Origin of the sequence: Phyllobacterium sp. SB3 (genome assembly GCF_040009165.1) — a bacterium.
Taxonomy (GTDB): domain Bacteria; phylum Pseudomonadota; class Alphaproteobacteria; order Rhizobiales; family Rhizobiaceae; genus Phyllobacterium.
In genome coordinates this window covers 935,350-953,550 of the sequence record NZ_JBDYKI010000001.1, presented here as the reverse complement: position 1 = coordinate 953,550, position 18,201 = coordinate 935,350, and the positions used below count along the sequence as shown (strand labels likewise).

The 18,201-nt window shown below is 52.3% G+C and carries 21 protein-coding genes and 1 tRNA gene; 5 read left to right on the top strand and 17 right to left on the bottom strand.

Annotated elements, in window-relative coordinates; translation table 11 throughout:
• The 4 genes from ABKW30_RS04665 to ubiE form a co-directional block, all read right to left on the bottom strand.
• Complete coding sequence (locus ABKW30_RS04665; RefSeq protein ID WP_348596972.1) at positions 1-513, bottom strand: GNAT family N-acetyltransferase; 513 nt, start codon at positions 511-513, stop codon at positions 1-3.
• Entirely contained in the window at positions 510-1,739 is a 1,230-nt protein-coding gene (coaBC, locus tag ABKW30_RS04660) for a bifunctional phosphopantothenoylcysteine decarboxylase/phosphopantothenate--cysteine ligase CoaBC (protein WP_348597620.1), read from the bottom strand. Before coaBC ends, ABKW30_RS04665 begins: the two co-directional genes overlap by 4 nt.
• A 227-nt stretch (positions 1,740-1,966) precedes the next feature.
• A complete protein-coding gene (ubiB, locus tag ABKW30_RS04655; protein ID WP_348596970.1) occupies positions 1,967-3,544 on the bottom strand; it encodes a 2-polyprenylphenol 6-hydroxylase in 1,578 nt (525 codons plus the stop codon).
• A 7-nt stretch (positions 3,545-3,551) separates the two neighbouring features.
• Positions 3,552-4,328 (bottom strand): bifunctional demethylmenaquinone methyltransferase/2-methoxy-6-polyprenyl-1,4-benzoquinol methylase UbiE, encoded by a 777-nt coding sequence (gene ubiE, locus ABKW30_RS04650; RefSeq protein WP_348596969.1) that lies wholly within the window; start codon positions 4,326-4,328, stop codon positions 3,552-3,554.
• Positions 4,329-4,487: 159 nt separating this feature from the next.
• Here ubiE and upp point away from each other — a divergent pair, with 159 nt between their 5' ends.
• Positions 4,488-5,114: a uracil phosphoribosyltransferase gene (gene upp, locus ABKW30_RS04645; protein WP_348596967.1), complete on the top strand. Its 627-nt coding sequence runs from the start codon at positions 4,488-4,490 to the stop codon at positions 5,112-5,114.
• On the opposite strand, the gene deoA is transcribed toward upp, so the two are convergent.
• From deoA to ABKW30_RS04610, 7 genes are read right to left on the bottom strand one after another with little or no spacing between them, the layout of a single operon-like run.
• On the bottom strand, positions 5,115-6,428 hold the full coding sequence (deoA, locus tag ABKW30_RS04640) for a thymidine phosphorylase (protein ID WP_348597618.1): 1,314 nt from the start codon (positions 6,426-6,428) through the stop codon (positions 5,115-5,117).
• 6 nt (positions 6,429-6,434) lie between these two features.
• Positions 6,435-7,235, bottom strand: a complete 801-nt coding sequence (locus ABKW30_RS04635; RefSeq protein WP_348596965.1) for a purine-nucleoside phosphorylase — start codon at positions 7,233-7,235, stop codon at positions 6,435-6,437.
• Positions 7,232-7,636: a cytidine deaminase gene (locus ABKW30_RS04630; RefSeq protein WP_348596963.1), complete on the bottom strand. Its 405-nt coding sequence runs from the start codon at positions 7,634-7,636 to the stop codon at positions 7,232-7,234. The genes ABKW30_RS04635 and ABKW30_RS04630 overlap by 4 nt, the downstream gene beginning before the upstream one ends.
• A gap of 3 nt (positions 7,637-7,639) precedes the next feature.
• Positions 7,640-8,611, bottom strand: coding sequence for an ABC transporter permease (locus ABKW30_RS04625; RefSeq protein WP_348596961.1), 972 nt, complete (start codon positions 8,609-8,611; stop codon positions 7,640-7,642).
• Positions 8,611-9,753 (bottom strand): ABC transporter permease, encoded by a 1,143-nt coding sequence (locus ABKW30_RS04620; RefSeq protein ID WP_348596960.1) that lies wholly within the window; start codon positions 9,751-9,753, stop codon positions 8,611-8,613. Before ABKW30_RS04620 ends, ABKW30_RS04625 begins: the two co-directional genes overlap by 1 nt.
• Positions 9,750-10,301 carry a cysteine hydrolase family protein gene (locus ABKW30_RS04615; RefSeq protein ID WP_348596958.1) on the bottom strand — a complete coding sequence of 184 codons (552 nt, stop codon included), beginning with the start codon at positions 10,299-10,301 and terminating at the stop codon, positions 9,750-9,752. The genes ABKW30_RS04620 and ABKW30_RS04615 overlap by 4 nt, the downstream gene beginning before the upstream one ends.
• The gene (locus ABKW30_RS04610) at positions 10,298-11,830 is read right to left on the bottom strand and encodes an ABC transporter ATP-binding protein (protein ID WP_348596956.1); all 1,533 of its coding nucleotides are present in this window, start codon (positions 11,828-11,830) and stop codon (positions 10,298-10,300) included. The genes ABKW30_RS04615 and ABKW30_RS04610 overlap by 4 nt, the downstream gene beginning before the upstream one ends.
• A 189-nt stretch (positions 11,831-12,019) precedes the next feature.
• Here ABKW30_RS04610 and ABKW30_RS04605 point away from each other — a divergent pair, with 189 nt between their 5' ends.
• The gene (locus ABKW30_RS04605) at positions 12,020-12,232 is read left to right on the top strand and encodes a SlyX family protein (protein ID WP_348596955.1); all 213 of its coding nucleotides are present in this window, start codon (positions 12,020-12,022) and stop codon (positions 12,230-12,232) included.
• Positions 12,233-12,709 (top strand): GNAT family N-acetyltransferase, encoded by a 477-nt coding sequence (locus ABKW30_RS04600; RefSeq protein WP_348596953.1) that lies wholly within the window; start codon positions 12,233-12,235, stop codon positions 12,707-12,709.
• Between the two features lie 27 nt (positions 12,710-12,736).
• Here ABKW30_RS04600 and ABKW30_RS04595 read toward each other — a convergent pair whose 3' ends face one another.
• The 3 genes from ABKW30_RS04595 to ABKW30_RS04585 form a co-directional block, all read right to left on the bottom strand.
• Complete coding sequence (locus ABKW30_RS04595) at positions 12,737-13,744, bottom strand: BMP family ABC transporter substrate-binding protein (RefSeq protein ID WP_348596951.1); 1,008 nt, start codon at positions 13,742-13,744, stop codon at positions 12,737-12,739.
• Positions 13,745-13,917: 173 nt separating this feature from the next.
• Positions 13,918-14,583 carry a peptide-methionine (S)-S-oxide reductase MsrA gene (gene msrA / locus ABKW30_RS04590; protein WP_348596949.1) on the bottom strand — a complete coding sequence of 222 codons (666 nt, stop codon included), beginning with the start codon at positions 14,581-14,583 and terminating at the stop codon, positions 13,918-13,920.
• A gap of 36 nt (positions 14,584-14,619) precedes the next feature.
• Positions 14,620-14,946 carry a hypothetical protein gene (locus tag ABKW30_RS04585; RefSeq protein WP_348596947.1) on the bottom strand — a complete coding sequence of 109 codons (327 nt, stop codon included), beginning with the start codon at positions 14,944-14,946 and terminating at the stop codon, positions 14,620-14,622.
• Positions 14,947-15,371: 425 nt separating this feature from the next.
• On the opposite strand from ABKW30_RS04585, the gene ABKW30_RS04580 reads away from it, so the two are divergent.
• Both ABKW30_RS04580 and ABKW30_RS04575 read left to right on the top strand, forming a co-directional pair.
• Positions 15,372-15,462 (top strand) — tRNA-Ser (locus ABKW30_RS04580).
• Positions 15,463-15,968: 506 nt separating this feature from the next.
• Positions 15,969-16,430, top strand: a complete 462-nt coding sequence (locus tag ABKW30_RS04575; RefSeq protein ID WP_348596945.1) for a hypothetical protein — start codon at positions 15,969-15,971, stop codon at positions 16,428-16,430.
• A gap of 143 nt (positions 16,431-16,573) precedes the next feature.
• Here the strand turns inward: ABKW30_RS04575 and ABKW30_RS04570 are convergent, their stop codons facing one another.
• The 3 genes from ABKW30_RS04570 to ABKW30_RS04560 form a co-directional block, all read right to left on the bottom strand.
• Positions 16,574-16,852, bottom strand: a complete 279-nt coding sequence (locus ABKW30_RS04570) for a DUF982 domain-containing protein (RefSeq protein ID WP_348596943.1) — start codon at positions 16,850-16,852, stop codon at positions 16,574-16,576.
• A gap of 211 nt (positions 16,853-17,063) precedes the next feature.
• Complete coding sequence (locus ABKW30_RS04565; RefSeq protein ID WP_348596942.1) at positions 17,064-17,330, bottom strand: hypothetical protein; 267 nt, start codon at positions 17,328-17,330, stop codon at positions 17,064-17,066.
• A 2-nt stretch (positions 17,331-17,332) separates the two neighbouring features.
• The gene (locus ABKW30_RS04560; RefSeq protein ID WP_348596941.1) at positions 17,333-18,199 is read right to left on the bottom strand and encodes a carbohydrate ABC transporter permease; all 867 of its coding nucleotides are present in this window, start codon (positions 18,197-18,199) and stop codon (positions 17,333-17,335) included.
• Positions 18,200-18,201: the final 2 nt, after the last annotated feature.

Here is an 18,201-nt window from a genome sequence, read left to right as displayed (position 1 = left end):
TTAGAGGCGTTTGACCAGAACATCGTTTGCATGACGTTCACTTTCAAGCTCAAAATCAACAGTGCCAATCCTTTGAAATAGCTTGCTCTCGTAAAATCGGTAAGCCGTCAAATTCTGCTGATTTACCAGAAGCCAGACTTGGTGCTGATCGCGTGACGTGCACGACTCCACTGCTTTATTAAGCAATGCGCTGCCAACCCCGCGACCGGCAAAGTGCTCTTGCACGTAAAGTGTTTCTATCTCTGGTTGCGCGATACTGCGAATGGGGCATATCGCTTCGAAATCCAACCGGATATAGCCCACAAGATGATCCGCAACTTCCGCCACAATGAGTTGCTTTTGTTCGTTTGCTATTTCCTGTGCAAAGCGATCGGCAGTGAACTCGGTTAGTACATAGCGCGAGAATACATCCCGGATACCGACCTTGGCGTAGGTATGCAGCCAGACTTGTATCGAAAGCGCGGCAATGTTTTGAGCATCCGATATCCGCGCTTCGCGAATGACAATATTCATGCTTCAAGCGCCTGCAAGGCTGCGGCAATCTTATTTGCCAACCGTTCTGCAACTTCGTCCTTGGTCATGTCAGGCCACTCTTCCACTCCGGCATGGGTAACGATGCGAACTGCGTTCCGGTCGCCGCCCATAACCCCTTTTGTATGGCTAACATCATTGGCAACGATCCAGTCGGCACCTTTCTTGTCGAGCTTTTTTCTGGCATTGGCCAGCAGGTCTTGAGTTTCCGCTGCAAAGCCAATCACCAACCGAGGACGCAATTTGCTGTGCCCTACCCCAGCCAGAATATCCGGATTCTCGACCATTTGCAGCGCAGGTGCTTTTTCACCAGGCTGCTTCTTGATTTTCTCACCTGCCTCATTTGCATATCGCCAATCCGCAACCGCTGCGACCATGACGGCGGCATCTGCCGGTAATAGCTGCTCAATCGCATCGCGCATCTCGCGTGCAGATTCGACACGAATGACATCAACACCCTCAGGGTCGGGAATTGTAACCGGACCCGAAACCAGCCGCACCGTCGCACCCAGTCTGGCAAGAGCTGCGGCAATCGCATGTCCCTGCTTGCCGGAAGAGCGATTGGCGATATAGCGAACCGGATCAATCTGCTCATGCGTTGGACCAGATGTCATAATAATGGTCCGGCCGACAAGCGGTTTGGGTCTGTGATCCAGTTGCTTTTCTACCGCAGCAACGATCTCCAACGGCTCCGCCATGCGCCCAGCACCGCTCTCACCGCTTTCCGCCATCTCGCCCTTATTGGGCCCAATGAAGTGGATGCCGTCCTTTTCCAGCGTGGCACGATTGCGTTTGGTGGCTGCGTGATTCCACATTTTCGGATTCATGGCCGGAGCGATTAGCACCGGTTTGTCGGTTGCCAAAAGAACAGCGCTGGCAAGATCATTGGCGAGACCATTTGCCATTTTTGCCATCAGGTCTGCGGTTGCTGGGGCAACAACGATCAAATCCGCCTCACGCGAAAGACGGATATGGCCGACATCATGTTCGTCTTCCCGCGAAAAAAGCTCGGTAAATACTTTATCAGCAGCAAGTGCGCCCACGGCCAGAGGCGTCACGAACTCTTCGGCTGCCTTGGTGAGGATCGGCCGGACATGCGCACCGCGCTCCCGAAGTCTCCTGATAAGATCAAGACATTTATAGGCTGCAATACCACCGCCAATAATCAGAAGAATATGCCGTCCCGCAAGCGATCCCGAAGTAGTCATAACTGCGGCTGCCGCAGTCACTGGGTTTGGTGACTCACTGTTGAGTTCTCCGAGGACAAGACGAACTTCCTCTTCCATTGAGCGACCGTTTAAAGCCGCGCGAAGGCGAAGCTTTTCCTTGATCGCATCATCCAGATTGCGGATAGTAATACTGGCCATTTGATTGCACTCCAGCGAAAAATGACCGCAGTTATGCAATCATTGCAATCAATATACGGCATACTCTGCTAGGATAAAAGCTGATACGTTATAATAACAAAGCAAATTGCAATCACCCAGAGCGCTATTCGACCGGATCGCGTGTGCCGTGCCTCAGCCTTGCCAATCGCATAGGCCGTCTGATCGTCAAACCGAAGACCCTTTTCTGCCATGCGATCCAACTCAAGTGAAAGCCTGTCAGCGCGCGCTACGAGATCAGGAGCCTGCCGTGCCAGATGCAACAACGACATTGCACCTTCGCGGGCATCCACCAGAATACCTTGAGGTCCGAGATTGCGTCTTATCCAGTCACCAACAACGGGTTCGGACGCTTTCCACATATTGAAATGCGGATCAAGCGTACGCGAGACTCCTTCGACGACGACCATCGTCTTCTGAAGCATCACCAGTTCCGGACGCGTCTCCATATCGAAAAGTTCGGTGACCTCGAACAGCAGCGTTAGCAGCTTGGCCATGGAAATGGTTTCAGCAGGCTGGCCGTGAATCGGTTCGCCTATCGCGCGGATCGCTTGGGCAAAACTCGCCACATCATGATGGTGCGGCACATAGCCCGCCTCGAAATGAACCTCGGCAACCCGCACATAGTCGCGGGTGATGAACCCATAGAGAATCTCGGCAAGGAAACGGCGTTCTTTCTTGCCAAGACGCCCGGTGATGCCGAAATCTACCGCAACGATATTCCCATCGGCGTCAACGAACAGATTACCGGGATGCATATCCGCGTGAAAGAAGCCATCGCGCAGGGTATGGCGCAGGAAGGACTGGATCAAAGTCTCGGCAAGCTTGATGAGATTATGGCCGGCAGCACGCAGCCCCTCAATGTCCGACATTTTGACGCCATCAATCCATTCAAGCGTCAGCACATCGCGGCCAGTACGCTCCCAATCGACCGTGGGAACCCGGAAACCCGGATCGTCTTTGGTGTTTTCGCCAATTTCAGACAGAGCGGCCGCTTCGAGACGCAAATCCATCTCAATGCGCGTTGTCTGTGCCAGAGTGCGTGTAACTTCAACAGGGCGCAGACGACGGCTTGCAGGGACATAGCGCTCCTGCCAACGCGCGACCAGAAAGAAACTCTCAAGATCGTTATTGAAACGCTGGCGCACGCCCGGCCGAACAACTTTGACAGCGACTTTCTTCGGTCCATCCTCGCTTTTGATGAAGGCCGGATGCACCTGAGCAATGGATGCAGCAGCTATCGGCGCATCGACACTTAAATAGAGATCATCAACAGTCCGCCCCAGCGAACCCTCAATCGCACGAAGCGATGCTTCCATTGGAAAATAATCGAGCTGGTCCTGCAACAAGGCGAGATCGTCAGCCACTTCCGTTCCAACAACATCCGGGCGCGTCGCCAGGAATTGACCGAGCTTGACGTAAGACGGACCAAGCTTGTTGATCGCGCGCGACATGCGCTCCGAACGGCGGGCTGTCATGGCACGGCGACGGGCCAGAAGACCGGCAATTTTGTGCCCGAAAGCGGGGAGGCCGCGCAAACCTTCGGCTGGAAGTGCGGCTATCACGCCCTCACGCGTCAATATCCACCCTGCCCGCATCAGGCGAAATGTTGCTGCAAAGCTACTCATTCACAAATCACAACTTCCAGCCGGAATGCAGCGCCGCAATACCGCCCGTGAAGTTCCGCCAGCTGACCCGCTCAAACCCTGCCTTGCGGATCATGTCGGCAAAATCGGACTGACGCGGGAATTTCCGGATGGATTCAACCAGATATTGATAGCTGTCAGCGTCTCCCGTCACTGCTTTGCCAATCTTTGGAATCGCATTAAACGACCAGGCATCATACAGCTTATCCAGAACAGGCAACTCAACCTCGGAAAACTCAAGGCAAAGGAAACGCCCGCCCGGCTTCAGAACGCGATATGCCTCGGACAGTGCGCGATCAATATGGGGCACATTGCGAATACCGAATGCGATTGTGTAGGCATCGAACCGATTGTCTTCAAATGGCAGCTCTTCGGCATTAGCCTCGACAAATTCCGTATTTTCCGAAAGCCCCTTTTTGGCTGCGCGATCCCGGCCAACACCAAGCATCGAGCCATTAATATCCAGAACAGTCGCATGGGCATTGCGATTGGACGCCTCGACGATCTTGAATGCAACATCGCCGGTCCCCCCGGCAACGTCCAGCACCTTCCAGTTGGCCGTTCTGGATGGTGAGAGCCATGCGATCATCGAGTCCTTCCAGACCCTATGGAGGCCGCCCGACATCAGATCGTTCATGACGTCATAGCGTTTGGCTACCCGATGAAATACGTCATTAACGCGGGTCTGTTTTTCGCCATCACCCACATCCTGAAAGCCAAAGGATGTCTCCATGCCGCCCTGTGCACCGGTGCGTTGCTGGTTCATTTTATTACCTGCCTGTCTAATTCGCCGGAACCATAGAATATTGAAACGCAGAAGGCTATCACCTGTTGCGCGACAAAACTGTGCGTGCACGTCACGCACTCTTTGCGATCACGCCCTTCAGCAGATAAGGTTGGGCAAATTAAGTTTAAAGGAATTCCCATGGGCGTGACGATCGTTTCCCACCCGCTTGTCCAGCACAAGCTTACCATCATGCGCGACAAGGACACTTCGACGGCAGGCTTTCGCCGGCTACTGAAGGAAATATCCCTGTTGCTATGCTACGAGGTGACCCGCGATCTGCAACTGACAAACATCACAATACAGACGCCATTGGTCGAAATGGAGTCTCCTGTCATTGAGGGCAAGAAGCTGGTATTTGCTTCGATCCTTCGTGCAGGCAATGGTTTGCTGGAAGGCATGCTGGATCTGGTGCCGGCAGCACGCGTCGCGCATATCGGGCTTTATCGCGATCACGACACGCTGCAGCCGGTGGAATATTACTTCAAGGCACCCGAAGATATCGTCAACCGCCTGATCATCGTCGTCGATCCGATGCTTGCCACGGCCAATTCGGCTATCGCCGCAATCCAGAAACTCAAGGATAGGGGCGCGAGCAACATTCGCTTTCTCTGCCTTTTGGCGGCACCTGAAGGCATCAAGCGTTTTACCGAAGCCCATCCGGATGTGCCCGTTTTCACGGCGTCTATCGACAGCCATTTGAACGAAAAAGGCTATATTGTTCCAGGTCTAGGAGATGCGGGCGACCGTATGTACGGCACGAAGTAATCAGGTTCCGATCCGGCGCAGAATCGGATTTGCCGTTCGTGGTTTATTGTCGGCAAATTCATAGGCCTTTTCGATGGCGATAGCGGCCCCGACCGCATCGCTCTTTGTGCGTGCATGGACAAGCGCTATCGGTTCGCCTTTTTCCATTCTTGCGCCTATGGGCTGCAAAGCGGTGATACCAACAGCATGATCGACGGTATCTTGCGGTCTTGTGCGGCCACCGCCCAGCGCCACCACTGCTATACCTATGGCGCGGGTGTCTATCGTCGACACGTAACCTGTCTGTGGCGCCCTTACTTCCAGCTTGACGGGAGCCTCAGGTAAATACTGGTCAGCCTTTTCAACGAAATTAGTTGGGCCGCCCAAAGCGGCAACCATACGGCCGAAAACTTCGGCAGCCTTACCGCTGTTCAAAGCCTCACGGGTCTTTTCCAGTGCTGCTTTCTGGTTTGGTACAATTTTTGCGGACAATAACATCTCCGCGACAAGTGCCAGCGTAACACTCTCAAGCCGGACATCACGACGATCACCCGTCAGGAAATCAACAGCATTTTTAACTTCAACCGCGTTGCCAGCAGCCTGAGCAAGTGGCTCGTTCATATCCGTCAGGAGTGCTGTGGTCGGCAGGCCAGCACCATTTGCCACTTCTACAATGCTGGTTGCCAAGGCAACTGCATCGCGGCTTTTGGCCATGAATGCACCATTTCCCGACTTCACATCGAGAACCAGCGCATTTAATCCGGCCGAGAGTTTCTTTGACAGGATTGATGCGGTTATGAGGGGTATGGATTCTACTGTCGCCGTAACATCGCGAATGGAATAAAACCTCTTGTCGGCAGGGGCAAGATTAGCCGTCTGACCGATAATGGCGCATCCAACATCGCGTACAACTTTACGAAACAGAGCATTATCCGGCTGGCTGATATAGCCCGGGATTGAATCCATTTTGTCCAGCGTACCGCCGGTATGACCAAGCCCCCGACCCGATATCATTGGAACATAGGCTCCGCAGGCAACAGCAAGCGGTGCCAGCATCAGGGAAACATTATCACCAACACCACCCGTCGAGTGCTTGTCGACTACAGGGCCAGGCAAATCCGACCAATCCAGAACGTCGCCCGAGTCGCGCATCGCGAGTGTCAATGCCACTGCTTCGTCGCGCTTCATGCCATTGAAAAATACAGCCATGGCAAATGCCGCAACCTGACCGTCCGTAATGGCGCCTGAGCTTATGGCATTTACAAAGTCAGTAATGCTGGCTGCGCTCAGCGTCTCGCCATCACGCTTACGCCGGATGATTTCTTGCGGCAGCAGCATTGGCTATCCTATGTCCTGAATCAGCGAACGGATAATTTTCTGTAGCCGCGTCCCACCTTGCGGAGCCACATCCTTGGTTTCCTCGTGTGACAGCTCAGCACCGGTCATTCCCGCTCCGAAATTCGTGATTACGGAGCAGGCCGCCACGCGCAACCCATAAAACCTTGCGAGAATGACTTCCGGAACCGTCGACATTCCCACTGCATCGGCACCCAATGTCCGGGCCATGCGAATTTCAGCCGGTGTCTCAAAGGATGGGCCTGAAAACCACATGTAAACACCTTGTGCCAATTTCTCGCCTGCCTCCCCTGCAGCTACGATCAGGGCATCTTTTAATTGCTGATCGTAAGCGGTTGTCATACCGACAAAGCGTTTGTCCGATGGCTCGCCTATTAGCGGGTTCAAGCCTGAGTAGTTGATATGATCATCAATCAGCATAACACTACCGGGAGCCAGATCGTGACGAACGGAGCCCGCCGCATTGGTCAGGATAAGCGTCTCGACGCCTATCTCGGCAAGCGCCGCGATGACGGGACGCATAACCGAAGCATCGCCCTTTTCGTAGTAATGGGCCCGCCCCGCCAGTATTAAAACCGGCTTGCCTGAAAGGTACCCCGCAACGATTTCCCCAGCATGACCCGACACGCCGCTATGTGGAAATCCGGGCAATTCGGAATAAGGTATATGGATTGGATTCTCGACCGCATCAACGAGCGAGCCAAGACCGGACCCAAGCACCAAAGCCACGCGCGGAGCTAGCCCATTAAGTTTCTTGATAAGAGTACTGGTGGCTGGCGCGATCATGCAGCACCCTTACCGAGCACTTCCGCCTCGAATCCAAAGGGAAATAGCTCTTTCATTGTGAGTGTCTGGACAATGCCGTCATTGTCACAAAGATGCAGCAACGCATCCGGACCGGCAAACTCCGCCAATCGTTGCCGACAGCCTCCACAGGGTGTGCATTTTGCCTTCTTTTCCGCTACCACGGCAATCTCGGCAATCGTGCCACCGCCACCCATGACGAAGTGCGAAAGTGCCGTCGTTTCAGCGCACCAGCCTTCCGGGTAGGAAACAACTTCGATATTGCACCCGGAATAGATGCGCCCGTCACTCGTTCGAATTGCCGCTCCAACAGGAAACTGTGAGTAGGGCGAATGAGTCTTCTGCATAGCCGCGAAGGCTGCATCAAACAGATCTGTACTCATAACTTATCTTTCCTTGACGTAGGCTACGCCACCGGCCTTTGGCGGTATCGCTTTACCAATGAAACCGGCAAGCAGAATGATCGTGAGGATATAGGGTAGCGCCTGCATAAGCTGCACAGGGACTTCGCCAATCAGCGGTAGAGTTTGGCCCTGAAGACGAATGCCTAGAGCATCAAGGAATCCGAACAGCAGGCAAGCATACATTGCCTGTACCGGCCGCCACTTTGCGAAGATCAGGGCGGCGAGCGCGATGTAGCCCTTGCCTGCTGTCATGTCTTTAACGAATCCAGCGCCTTGGGCAGTGGCAAGATAGGCACCGGCAACGCCACACAGAATGCCGCAGCATATGACAGCACGATATCGCAACCACGGCACCGAAATACCTGCTGTATCGACAGCAGCCGGATTTTCACCAACCGCCCGCAAACGCAGCCCGAAACGCGTGCGGTAGAGCACCCACCATGTGAACGGCACCAGCAGGAAGGCCAGATAGACAAGAATTGAATGGCCGGAAATCAGCTCGAAGTAGATCGGTCCGATAATGGGAATCTCACGCAGAGTTTCCGCACCCGGTAGGTTGATCGCATTGAACCGCGCGGTGTTGGGAAGCGATGGCGTTCGCCCGCCCTGATGAAACCACGCTTGTCCGAGAATGACTGTTGTTCCCGCTGCAATAAAGTTAATCGCAACGCCGGAGACGATCTGATTGCCCCTGTGTGTAATGGACGCAAAGCCATGTACAAGACCCAGTGCCACCGACACGGCGATTGCTGCGAGCAGACCAAGACTGGCAGAGCCGTACCATGTGGCCACAGCGCCTGCCGCAAAAGCTCCGGCCAGCATTTTGCCTTCAAGGCCAATATCAAATATACCGGCGCGCTCTGAGTAAAGACCGGCCAGACATGCCAGCAATAAGGGTGCCGACAGGCGGATCGTTGAATCGAACAGTTGGAGAATTGTGATGAAGCTGTCCATTACTGGCTTCCTCCAGCAAGAGCGTGCGCTGTACCATCCTTTTTTCGGGTAAGGCTGTGGAATAAGCGCTGCAGTGTCGGTCGGAACATATGCTCAAGCGCCCCCGCAAACAGGATCACCAAACCCTGAATAATCACGATCATATCGCGCGAGATGTTCGGCATATCGAAAGCGATTTCAGCACCGCCCTGATAGAGCATGCCAAAAAGAATCGCTGCGAGCACAATGCCAACCGGATGTGATCTCCCCATAAGCGCGACAGCAATGCCGACGAAACCCGCGCCAGCAACAAAATCGAGCTGTAAACGATGCTGCGCGCCCATAATCGGATTTAGTGCCATCATGCCTGCTAGTGCACCTGAAATCATCATGGTGATTATGATAATGCGCAACTCGCTAATGCCCGCATATCGTGCTGCCTTGGGGCTGAATCCCATTGTGCGGATTTCATAACCGAGCTTTGTTCGCCAGATCAGCACCCAGACCAAAAACGCTGCTACCAGAGCAATAAGAAAGCTCAGATTAAGCGGGGCAGACCGCATGTTCAGCCCCACCGAATTCAACAACCATCCAAGGCTAGGCAATTGTCCGCCGGCACCAAAGACGCGAGTTTCCGGCGACTGGATATTCATCGGCTTGAGAATTTGCACCACGATATAAACCATGATGCTTGCTGCGATGAAATTGAACATAATCGTAGTAATAACGACATGCGATCCGCGCCGCGCCTGCAACCAGGCAGGAATGAGCGCCCACAAGGCACCAGCTATGCCCGATGCGATAATCGCCAGCGGAAAGACTACCCACCAAGGCAAAGTATCGCCAAGCCCAAGGCCGATAAACGCGACACCGAGGCCCCCAATATAAGCCTGCCCTTCGCCGCCAATGTTGAAAAGACCGCAATGGAAAGCCACAGCGACGCATAGACCGGTGAAAATGAAATTGGTTGCATAGTAGAGCGTGTAGCCGACACCATCGCCAGAACCAAAAGCGCCTTTGACCATTAGAACAGCTGCTTCAATCGGACTTTCGCCAACGAGAAGCACGACTAGCCCTGCCACAAAGAAAGCCACTATGAGATTAATCAGTGGAAGAAGGCCGTAATCCGCCCAAGCGGGTAGTTTTGCAAAAGGTTGGCTCATGGCAAATTTCCGATAATATCTGCGGATGTCGTGATGCGGGCATATTCGCCTTCAAGTACGGAGAGTGCCAAAGCATGCACATCCTCGGCAGCCCATCGTTTTCCGCGATAATCCTCGCGATCAATGCTTGCGACGGCATCTTCCGGAATAATAACTTCAAATCCCAGCCCTGCTGCCATTCGAACCGTTGCATCAACGGAGTTTTCAAGAAGTACTCCTGTCACAACAAGACTGCGAACCTGCAGTTCGTCGAGGACATCCATGAGATCGGTCCCGATGAAAGCACTGTTCGTGCGCTTGTCTACGACCGGCTCCCCAATTTGGGGCGCAACTTCTTGCTTGAAATCATTTCCATCAGTGCCGGGGCGGTAAGGCGATACCGGATCAGTTGAATCATGGCGGATGTGAACAACTGGCAAACGGCGTTCACGCCACGCCGATAACAATTCGGCTATCCGCGCCTCTGCTTCGGGTTGGCCTCTGCGACCCCATTTTGGATCATCAATAGCATTCTGCACGTCTATAATAATGAGCGCCTGCGTGGTCATTGAGCCGCCTCTAACTGCTCGACACCAGCCATGAGACAACCGAGTTCGCCTTCATCCGCTTCAGCGTCCCGCTCACCGACGATGCGGCCAGCGAACATGACGAGGATGCGATCAGAAAGGGAGCGGATTTCATCAAGTTCCACGGATACGAGCAAGACGGCCTTACCTGCATCACGCATTTCAATAATACGTTTGTGAATAAACTCGATTGCACCAACATCGACGCCGCGCGTTGGCTGTCCGATGATCAGGACGCCCGGATCACGTTCGATTTCACGCGCGAGCACAATCTTCTGCTGATTGCCGCCTGAGAAGTTGGCGGTTTTCAGATCGGGGTCACTCGGACGGATATCGTATTTCTCAATCTTCTTGCGCGCATCGGCCTTGATAGCATCGATATCAAGGAACGGCCCTTTGAGATAAAGGGGATCGTCATGATACCCCAGGATGGAGTTTTCATACTCTTCAAATGCCAGAACCAGACCCATATGGTGGCGATCTTCCGGCACATGGGCTAATCCGCGATCACGCAACTCCCCCGGGTCAGCGGCGCCAGTGATGTCGATGAGTTGCCCATCAAGCAGGACGCGTCCAGACACGGCCGCGCGAATTCCGGCGATTGTTTCGATCAGCTGCGATTGCCCATTGCCTGCAACCCCGGCAATACCAACGATTTCACCTGCGCGCACGCTGAACGAGGCATTGTCCACCATGACCACACCGCGACTGTCGCGCACAGTCAGATTTTCTACAGAAAGCTTGACTTCGCCGGGCTGGGCCTCGCCTTTTTGTACGCGTAGCAACACACGCCTGCCAACCATGAGTTCCGCCAGTTCTTCTACAGAGGTTTCACTGGTCTTGCGTGTTGCGACAACTGAACCTTGGCGCATAACCGATACATTGTCGGTTGCAGCCATGATCTCTCGCAACTTGTGTGTGATGAGAATGATCGTTTTGCCTTGGTCGCGCAATTGTTCCAGAATCCGGAACAGATGATCCGCTTCTGGCGGCGTCAAAACGCCGGTAGGCTCATCAAGAACCAAAATTTCGGCACCCCGATAAAGCGCCTTGAGAATCTCCACCCGCTGTTGCAACCCAACCGGTAATTCTTCAATCAGCGCGTCGGGATCGACATCGAGTTCATATTCCTGCTCAAGGCGCTTCAATTCAGCGCGAGCTTTGGCAATGCCATTTTTCAGAAGAGGTGCACCTTCGACGCCAAGCATGACATTTTCGAGCACTGTGAAGTTTTCAACGAGCATGAAGTGCTGATGCACCATTCCGATACCCAACCCTATTGCGGCATTGGGATCGCTGATCTTCGTCGTCTTGCCGTTGATGCGTATTTCACCGCTGTCAGCCTGATAGAATCCGTAAAGGATCGACATCAGAGTCGATTTTCCAGCACCGTTTTCACCAATAATTCCGTGGATCGTGCCTTTTTCTATCGAAAGATGGATGTCGCGATTTGCGTGTACAGTGCCAAAACGCTTGTCAACGCCAATAAGTTCGATTGCAGCTGCGCTCATATCCCCATCCGCTGTTGATCAGCTTTTGTTGTTTTTCGAAGCTTAGGACCCTAACACGGGAATTTTTTCTTTCCAGTCAAGAAAAGCAACATTCAACAGCCGCTATCATCTCTTCATGCCTTGACGCAATGGGTATCAACTTGTTCAAATATCAAAGCTCGGGATAGAAAAGAGCAAACGGAGACTGGTATGACAGCTCAAAGCAGTGACCGCCTTACAGGGCTCGAAATTCTTGTGACCGAGCAAGAGAAAACCATTGATGAGCTTTCCGGCCAACTTGCGGAACAATGGAAGGTTCTGGAGACCATGCGGCGCAAGCTCGACGCTTTGACCGACCGTTTTCTTGTACTGGAAGAGCAGACCGCCGCCGATATCCCCGTAACCAAACCACCCCATTATTAGATGATTACAAAAGTAGAGCTCCTCGAGCATCACCCTGAACTCGTGCCCTTATGCGCGCGATGGAATTATGAGGCTTGGGGACGCGATGGCGGTCGAAGCAGGGAGGAAATAATCGAAGGATTTCTTGGCTTCCTTGATCCCAATAGCCACCAGAAAGCCCTCGTAGGGTTTGTTTCGGGCCTACCAGTCGGCCTGTCATTGTTGATCGACAATGAACTTGAGAGCCACCCTCATCTGAAGCCTTGGCTTGCAAGCCTCTACGTCACGCCTGAAATGCGGTTGATCGGCGTCGGTAAAGCGATGGTCGAGGCAACCGAACAGGCTGCAATGCAGCAAGGCCATAAGCAGCTTTATCTCTATACGGGAGAGACAGGATATTATGAGCGCATGGGCTGGCAAAAATTCGAAGAGCTGCGTGACGAAAATGCTGGAATGTGGATTTTGCAGAAATCATTAAAAAAGCCGCCGGTCATGTAACCGACGGCTTTTACCTATGTATGCAGATTATTTATAGGGGCAGGCATTGTCCGAAAAATAGCTGTGGACCTTGACCTTACCCGAGATGATATCGGCCTTGGCAGCCTCGACGGCTTTCTTGACATCATCTGTTATCAGCGTGGCATTGTTGTCGTCGACAGCGTAATCAACACCGCCATCCTTGACACCAAGATAGCTGACGCCTGCGGTGAACTTGCCGTCGGCACCATCCTTGAATGCGTTGTACGTTGCAACATCAACCCGCTTGAGCATTGACGTCAACACCTTGCCCGGATGCAATCCGTTCTGATTGGAGTCAACGCCGATGCTGAGCTTATCCGCATCTGCTGCGGCCTGAAGAACGCCAATACCAGTGCCGCCTGCTGCTGCGAAAATGACGTCAGAGCCCTGGTCCATCTGGGACTTTGCAATTTCGCCGCCCTTGGACGGGTCATTCCAGGCAGCAGGTGTATCACCAGTCATGTTCTGGATGACTTTGGCATCCGCATTTGTAGCTTTCACACCGCCAACATATCCGCAAGCAAAATTGCGGATCAGGGGAACGTCCATCCCACCAATGAAGCTGACCGTGCCTGTCTTGGAAGACTTGGCTGCGATAACGCCAACCAGATAAGAACCTTCATTGTCATTGAATATGACCGAGCGAACATTCGGCTGTTTAACTTCGGCGTCGATAATGACGAATTTGGTGTCGGGGAATTCCCCGGAGACCTTTTCGATTGCGGCAGCAGCGGAAAAGCCTGCGATAACGATCGGCGAATTGCCATCCGATGCAAACTTACGCAACGCCTGTTCACGCTGCGCTTCGTTCTGAATTTCAAACTCACGATACTTCACACCGGAATCGGCTGTATATTTTTCAGCACCGTTGAATGCAGCTTCGTTGAATGATTTATCGAACTTGCCGCCAAGATCATAAATCAGCGCAGGCTTGTCGTCTGCAGCGTTAGCTGCGCCAAGCGATATCAGGGGCAATGCCGTAGCAGCCAGAAAACCAAAAACAATACGCTTCATTTGATAGCAACCCTCTGGATTTTGTTTGAAGACACAGCTTTCTGCCGTGACTTGGACCATTGCAGCAAGGCATTCAACCCGCCGCACCGATCTCAATCTTGCACGCTATCAAGCAAAATTCACGCGGAATTTTGCCAGCTGATCAAAAAACGGCTGGAAAATCCCTAAACCGATCAACCGGCGACCTTTAGACCTGTTATGGGACAGGAAACACCTGTTCCACGTAGCCCGCAATAACCATCCGGATTTTTGGCAAGATATTGCTGATGGTAATCTTCCGCATAATAGAATGTAGGTGCTTCTATAATCTCGGTGGTTATTGTTCCACGGTTTGCTGCGGCAAGCGCTTTCTGATAGGCGTCGCGACTTGTTTCAGCGGCAGCCTGCTGCTCTGGCGTAAAAGTATATATACCTGAGCGATATGTTGTTCCGACATCATTTCCCTGCCGCATACCTTGCGTTGGATCGTGCTCTTCCCAAAACAACGTCAACAGCTCTTCGTAAGAGACAACAGCAGGATCGAAAACGACCAATACCACCTCATTGTGTCCTGTACGACCGGTGCAAGTTTCCTGATAGGTCGGGTTCGGGGTAATTCCGCCAGCATAGCCTACTGCAGTAAGATAAACACCTGGAACCTGCCAGAACAGCCGTTCCACACCCCAAAAGCATCCCATTCCGAACATCGCGGTCTGCATATTATCGGGCCATGGCCCCTTTAACGGTAGACCGCTGACAAAGTGGGTTTCCGCAGTTGGAAGCGGCGAACTACGCCCGGGAAGCGCCTGTTCTGCCGTTGGCATTTCGGATTTCCTGCTCAGCATACTGAATATCGACATTGCGTTCCCTCCGGATAAATGGGCATTGGCGATGCTTTAACGGGCCGCGAACCTGCCTGCCCGGTCCGAACGTCTGTAACCTATCGCATATAACAACAGGGCAAGCAGCGCGAAGACGATGACCGTAGGCGCTTCCAGTACCCAAAGCATCAGCGGGTCCCAGAATATGCCATATAGATGGGTTCTGATGCTGGTTTCCACAAGTGCAAGTGAATTGGCCGCGACCGATTGCCAGCTGTCTTTGAGCGAAGTTATGACCAGATTGGATTCGCCCACGGATCTGGCTGCATCCAGCACAGCGGCAATGATAGCGAAGCTAAGACAGATATAGGCCAAGAGCCTGCAAGTGAACCGTAACAACATTCTTCTCCAAGATCTGCGCAGTTCATTCGACTCTAAAGAATTTGAACCGCTTATTATCTATCCTCTAATGCAAAACCCGGGAAACCGGAATCGCTTTCTGGAGACGGGTACGACCTTGTTTAATTGGAGATGGAAGCGCGAGTGATGGGGCGCAAGGAGCTTCCGACACAATATGGAGTAGCTAAGCTACTGTAAATAAATGTTAAAATGGATATACGGGCATGAAATGAAAATATGTTGAATTAGGAGTTGAAGAAGTGCTTGTTCTGGCTATAGTGCGCGCCGCACGGGTAGCTGCCGACTAACCATCGCAGAGCACTGTGCCTATTACCGAAGATTGAGTGGCCGACGGTTGACGGTGCTCTTGCAGCCGGGCTCCCCGATTGCAAATAATTGACCCGATCGGCCACATGCCGACGTATTGCGGAGAGGTGGCCGAGTGGTTGAAGGCGCACGCCTGGAAAGTGTGTTTACGTTAATAGCGTAACGCGGGTTCGAATCCCGCTCTCTCCGCCAGACGCTTACATGACATCCGCCCGGTCCGTGTTGCAAGACTTCCCGCAGATTAGCCATGCGATTTTATCGCCTTAAGGAAGAGGGAACTCACAACTCCCCGGTTGGGAGGATATTTCCTACCTCAGAACCAACGACAACTTACATTTGCTGAGTTCATCAGGGAAAATACCTATTCCAAGCCCTTTCCAACGTACGCATCCAAATGCTCGATGCCATGGTATGATATGTCATTAATCTTGCCTGTGTGGGATGACCTACTCCTCATATGAAACGAATATTTTCTCCAAACCAGAAGGACCGTTTGCAAACAAAAATTTATACTTTGCTGGCGGAAATTATCGAGTTGGGGCAGTTGTTTGTTTTTAAAATACCAGATTAGATTTGCAGCAATAGTTTGATTTTGAATTTAACCTTCAATTTAACAGTAATAATGGAAATGTGCGAGAGCAGTTTTCATTACTGTTACGAATATTGGCAGTGGTTCGACGGCGCAACAGGGGTGTAATATGTCTGTAACGGCTATACCATCTAACATCGTGAATACATCTAAGGAACCGGTCTCCTCAAATTTTGAATCAAATCTGAATGCTGCAAAGGCCAGTCAAATTCTCGTGGATTACTTGAAGCAGAATGGGCAGTCAGCGATCAATAAAGACGGGCTAGGCCAGTTGGCAAAAAATACCCAAAATACACCGCCCACTGTTTCAGCCGCTGCAGACTACATGTTGAAGCACAACGATGTTTATACGGCAATCGAGACTCACGATGTCGCTGGAGCTGATGGGCTTTCTGGCGTTTGGAACTTTGAGTGGGCAGCTAAAGGCGGTCTTTCTGGCAGCTCCGCTGACGCCATTGCCGCTATGACCGATGCATTTGATTTAGCGATAACCAAGTCCGCGGAAATCACCAAGGTGACCACCGAAAAGAAAATCGGATTGGATGCGAGTAAGCAGCGGGCAAATGCCTAACCTTGAATAGAGTTGAGCGTCTTCGGCAGAAGGCGCGACAGCTATTCTTGATTATCTTTGAATTTGCCCATTCCGGTGGGGGCGATAATAGCTAAAGATTTGGGACGACGATCGCTCGCCTGAGCGCTTGTCGTCTTCGGTCGCTATTTCAAGCCATTTGCTACCCGCTGCGAATGTTCCTCCGGGATAAAAATATCTGCTTCGATTGCAGCTTCCACGAAAATTAACCGGGCGGTTTCGACCGACACAAGCCCCGATTGAGCTTCGTAGCAAGCAACGCGCGCCTCCAAGTGTAGAGGTGACTTTTTTCTGGGCCATCCCGAAAGCAGGAAGGCCTCTGCCTCGCCTATTGAAGATATGGTTTCCATTCTCCCGATCTGGCTGTTTTTCAAAGTGATGGACTGAAATACATGATTTACCATTCGGGCCTCGATCACCTTGGCAAGGGGGATTTATCTTGGCACGGGTGCCAAAACTGATCTGTTTCTCTGATTATCTACTTGCCTGTCGTTGCCCTTACGCCCGTGAGCGTGACGCGATAGTGACGCGATAAATTGCCAAGGCACGCGAGCAGGAGGGTGCGTTTTGGACTATACGTGTTTTGTGAGTGCCGATTGTTATCGTGAATAACGATTATAGCTCGGACGCAATATGACTTTTTACGATGTCTTTCCAAGTGCACACAAATGCACCGCATTCAGGGCAGTGAATTGGTGCAAGATCTTCCGCTTCCTTGGCAAGGAACAACTGCAAAGTATCGCACTCTGTACATTTCAATGGAGGAGTGAGTGCCAATAAGGAGCTGACTTCCTCATGGGCGGATGGCAGATGTCCATGCTGCTCAACAAGCGTCGGAGCAAAGTATTCGTTCAGGCTATGCAGACTTTTATGAGTTGCCATGATCACCCCTTCACCGCACCAGCTGTCAGACCGGACACGATTTTTCGTTGGAACATCAAAACCAGAATGAGAAGCGGAAGCGTTACCGTGACTGATGCAGCCATTACCTGACCGAATGGATACTCGTAACGGCTGCTTCCCGTGAGCAATCCCATGGCGACAGGAACGGTACGGTTCTCATCGGTGAGAATGAACGTCAGGGCAAACAGAAATTCATTCCATGAAAGAATGAAGGCAAGCAGGCCAGTGCTTGCAATGGCTGGGCCCATAAGAGGAAGGAGTACATGCGTGAGTATTCTCAGCCGGGAACAGCCATCAATCAGCGCAGCTTCTTCCAATTCCTGCGGCAGGTCGCGAATGAAGCTTGTCAGAACCCACGTCGTAAAGGGCAACACCAACAGGAGATAGGAGAAGACGAGCGCGGTAGGCCGGTTATAGAAACCGAGCCAACCAATTACCTCGAACATACCTGACAAAACCACGACCTGAGGGAACACTGAAATCATCAGAACACAGATCAGAACTGTGCGGGAAAACCGAAAATGCATCCGGCCTAGCGCGTAGGCAGCAAGGATGCTGATTACGAGGGAGATCAGGCTGCTGGTCAACGCGACAAACGCTGAATTGACGATTGCACCGATGAAGATCGGGTTATGATACAGGGTGACGTAATTACTGAAATCCAGTGACGGCAGCAGGCTGAAAGAATAAAGGTCTTCACGTGTCTTGGTCGAGGAAATAATTGCCCAATAATAGGGGAATAACATATAGGCGAGCACCAGCAACACACCCGCATAAAGTGAGGCGCGTTTGGCCAAACGCAGCTTGCGGTAAGTGCTGTTGGAATAATGTTTTGATCCTTGCGCCATCG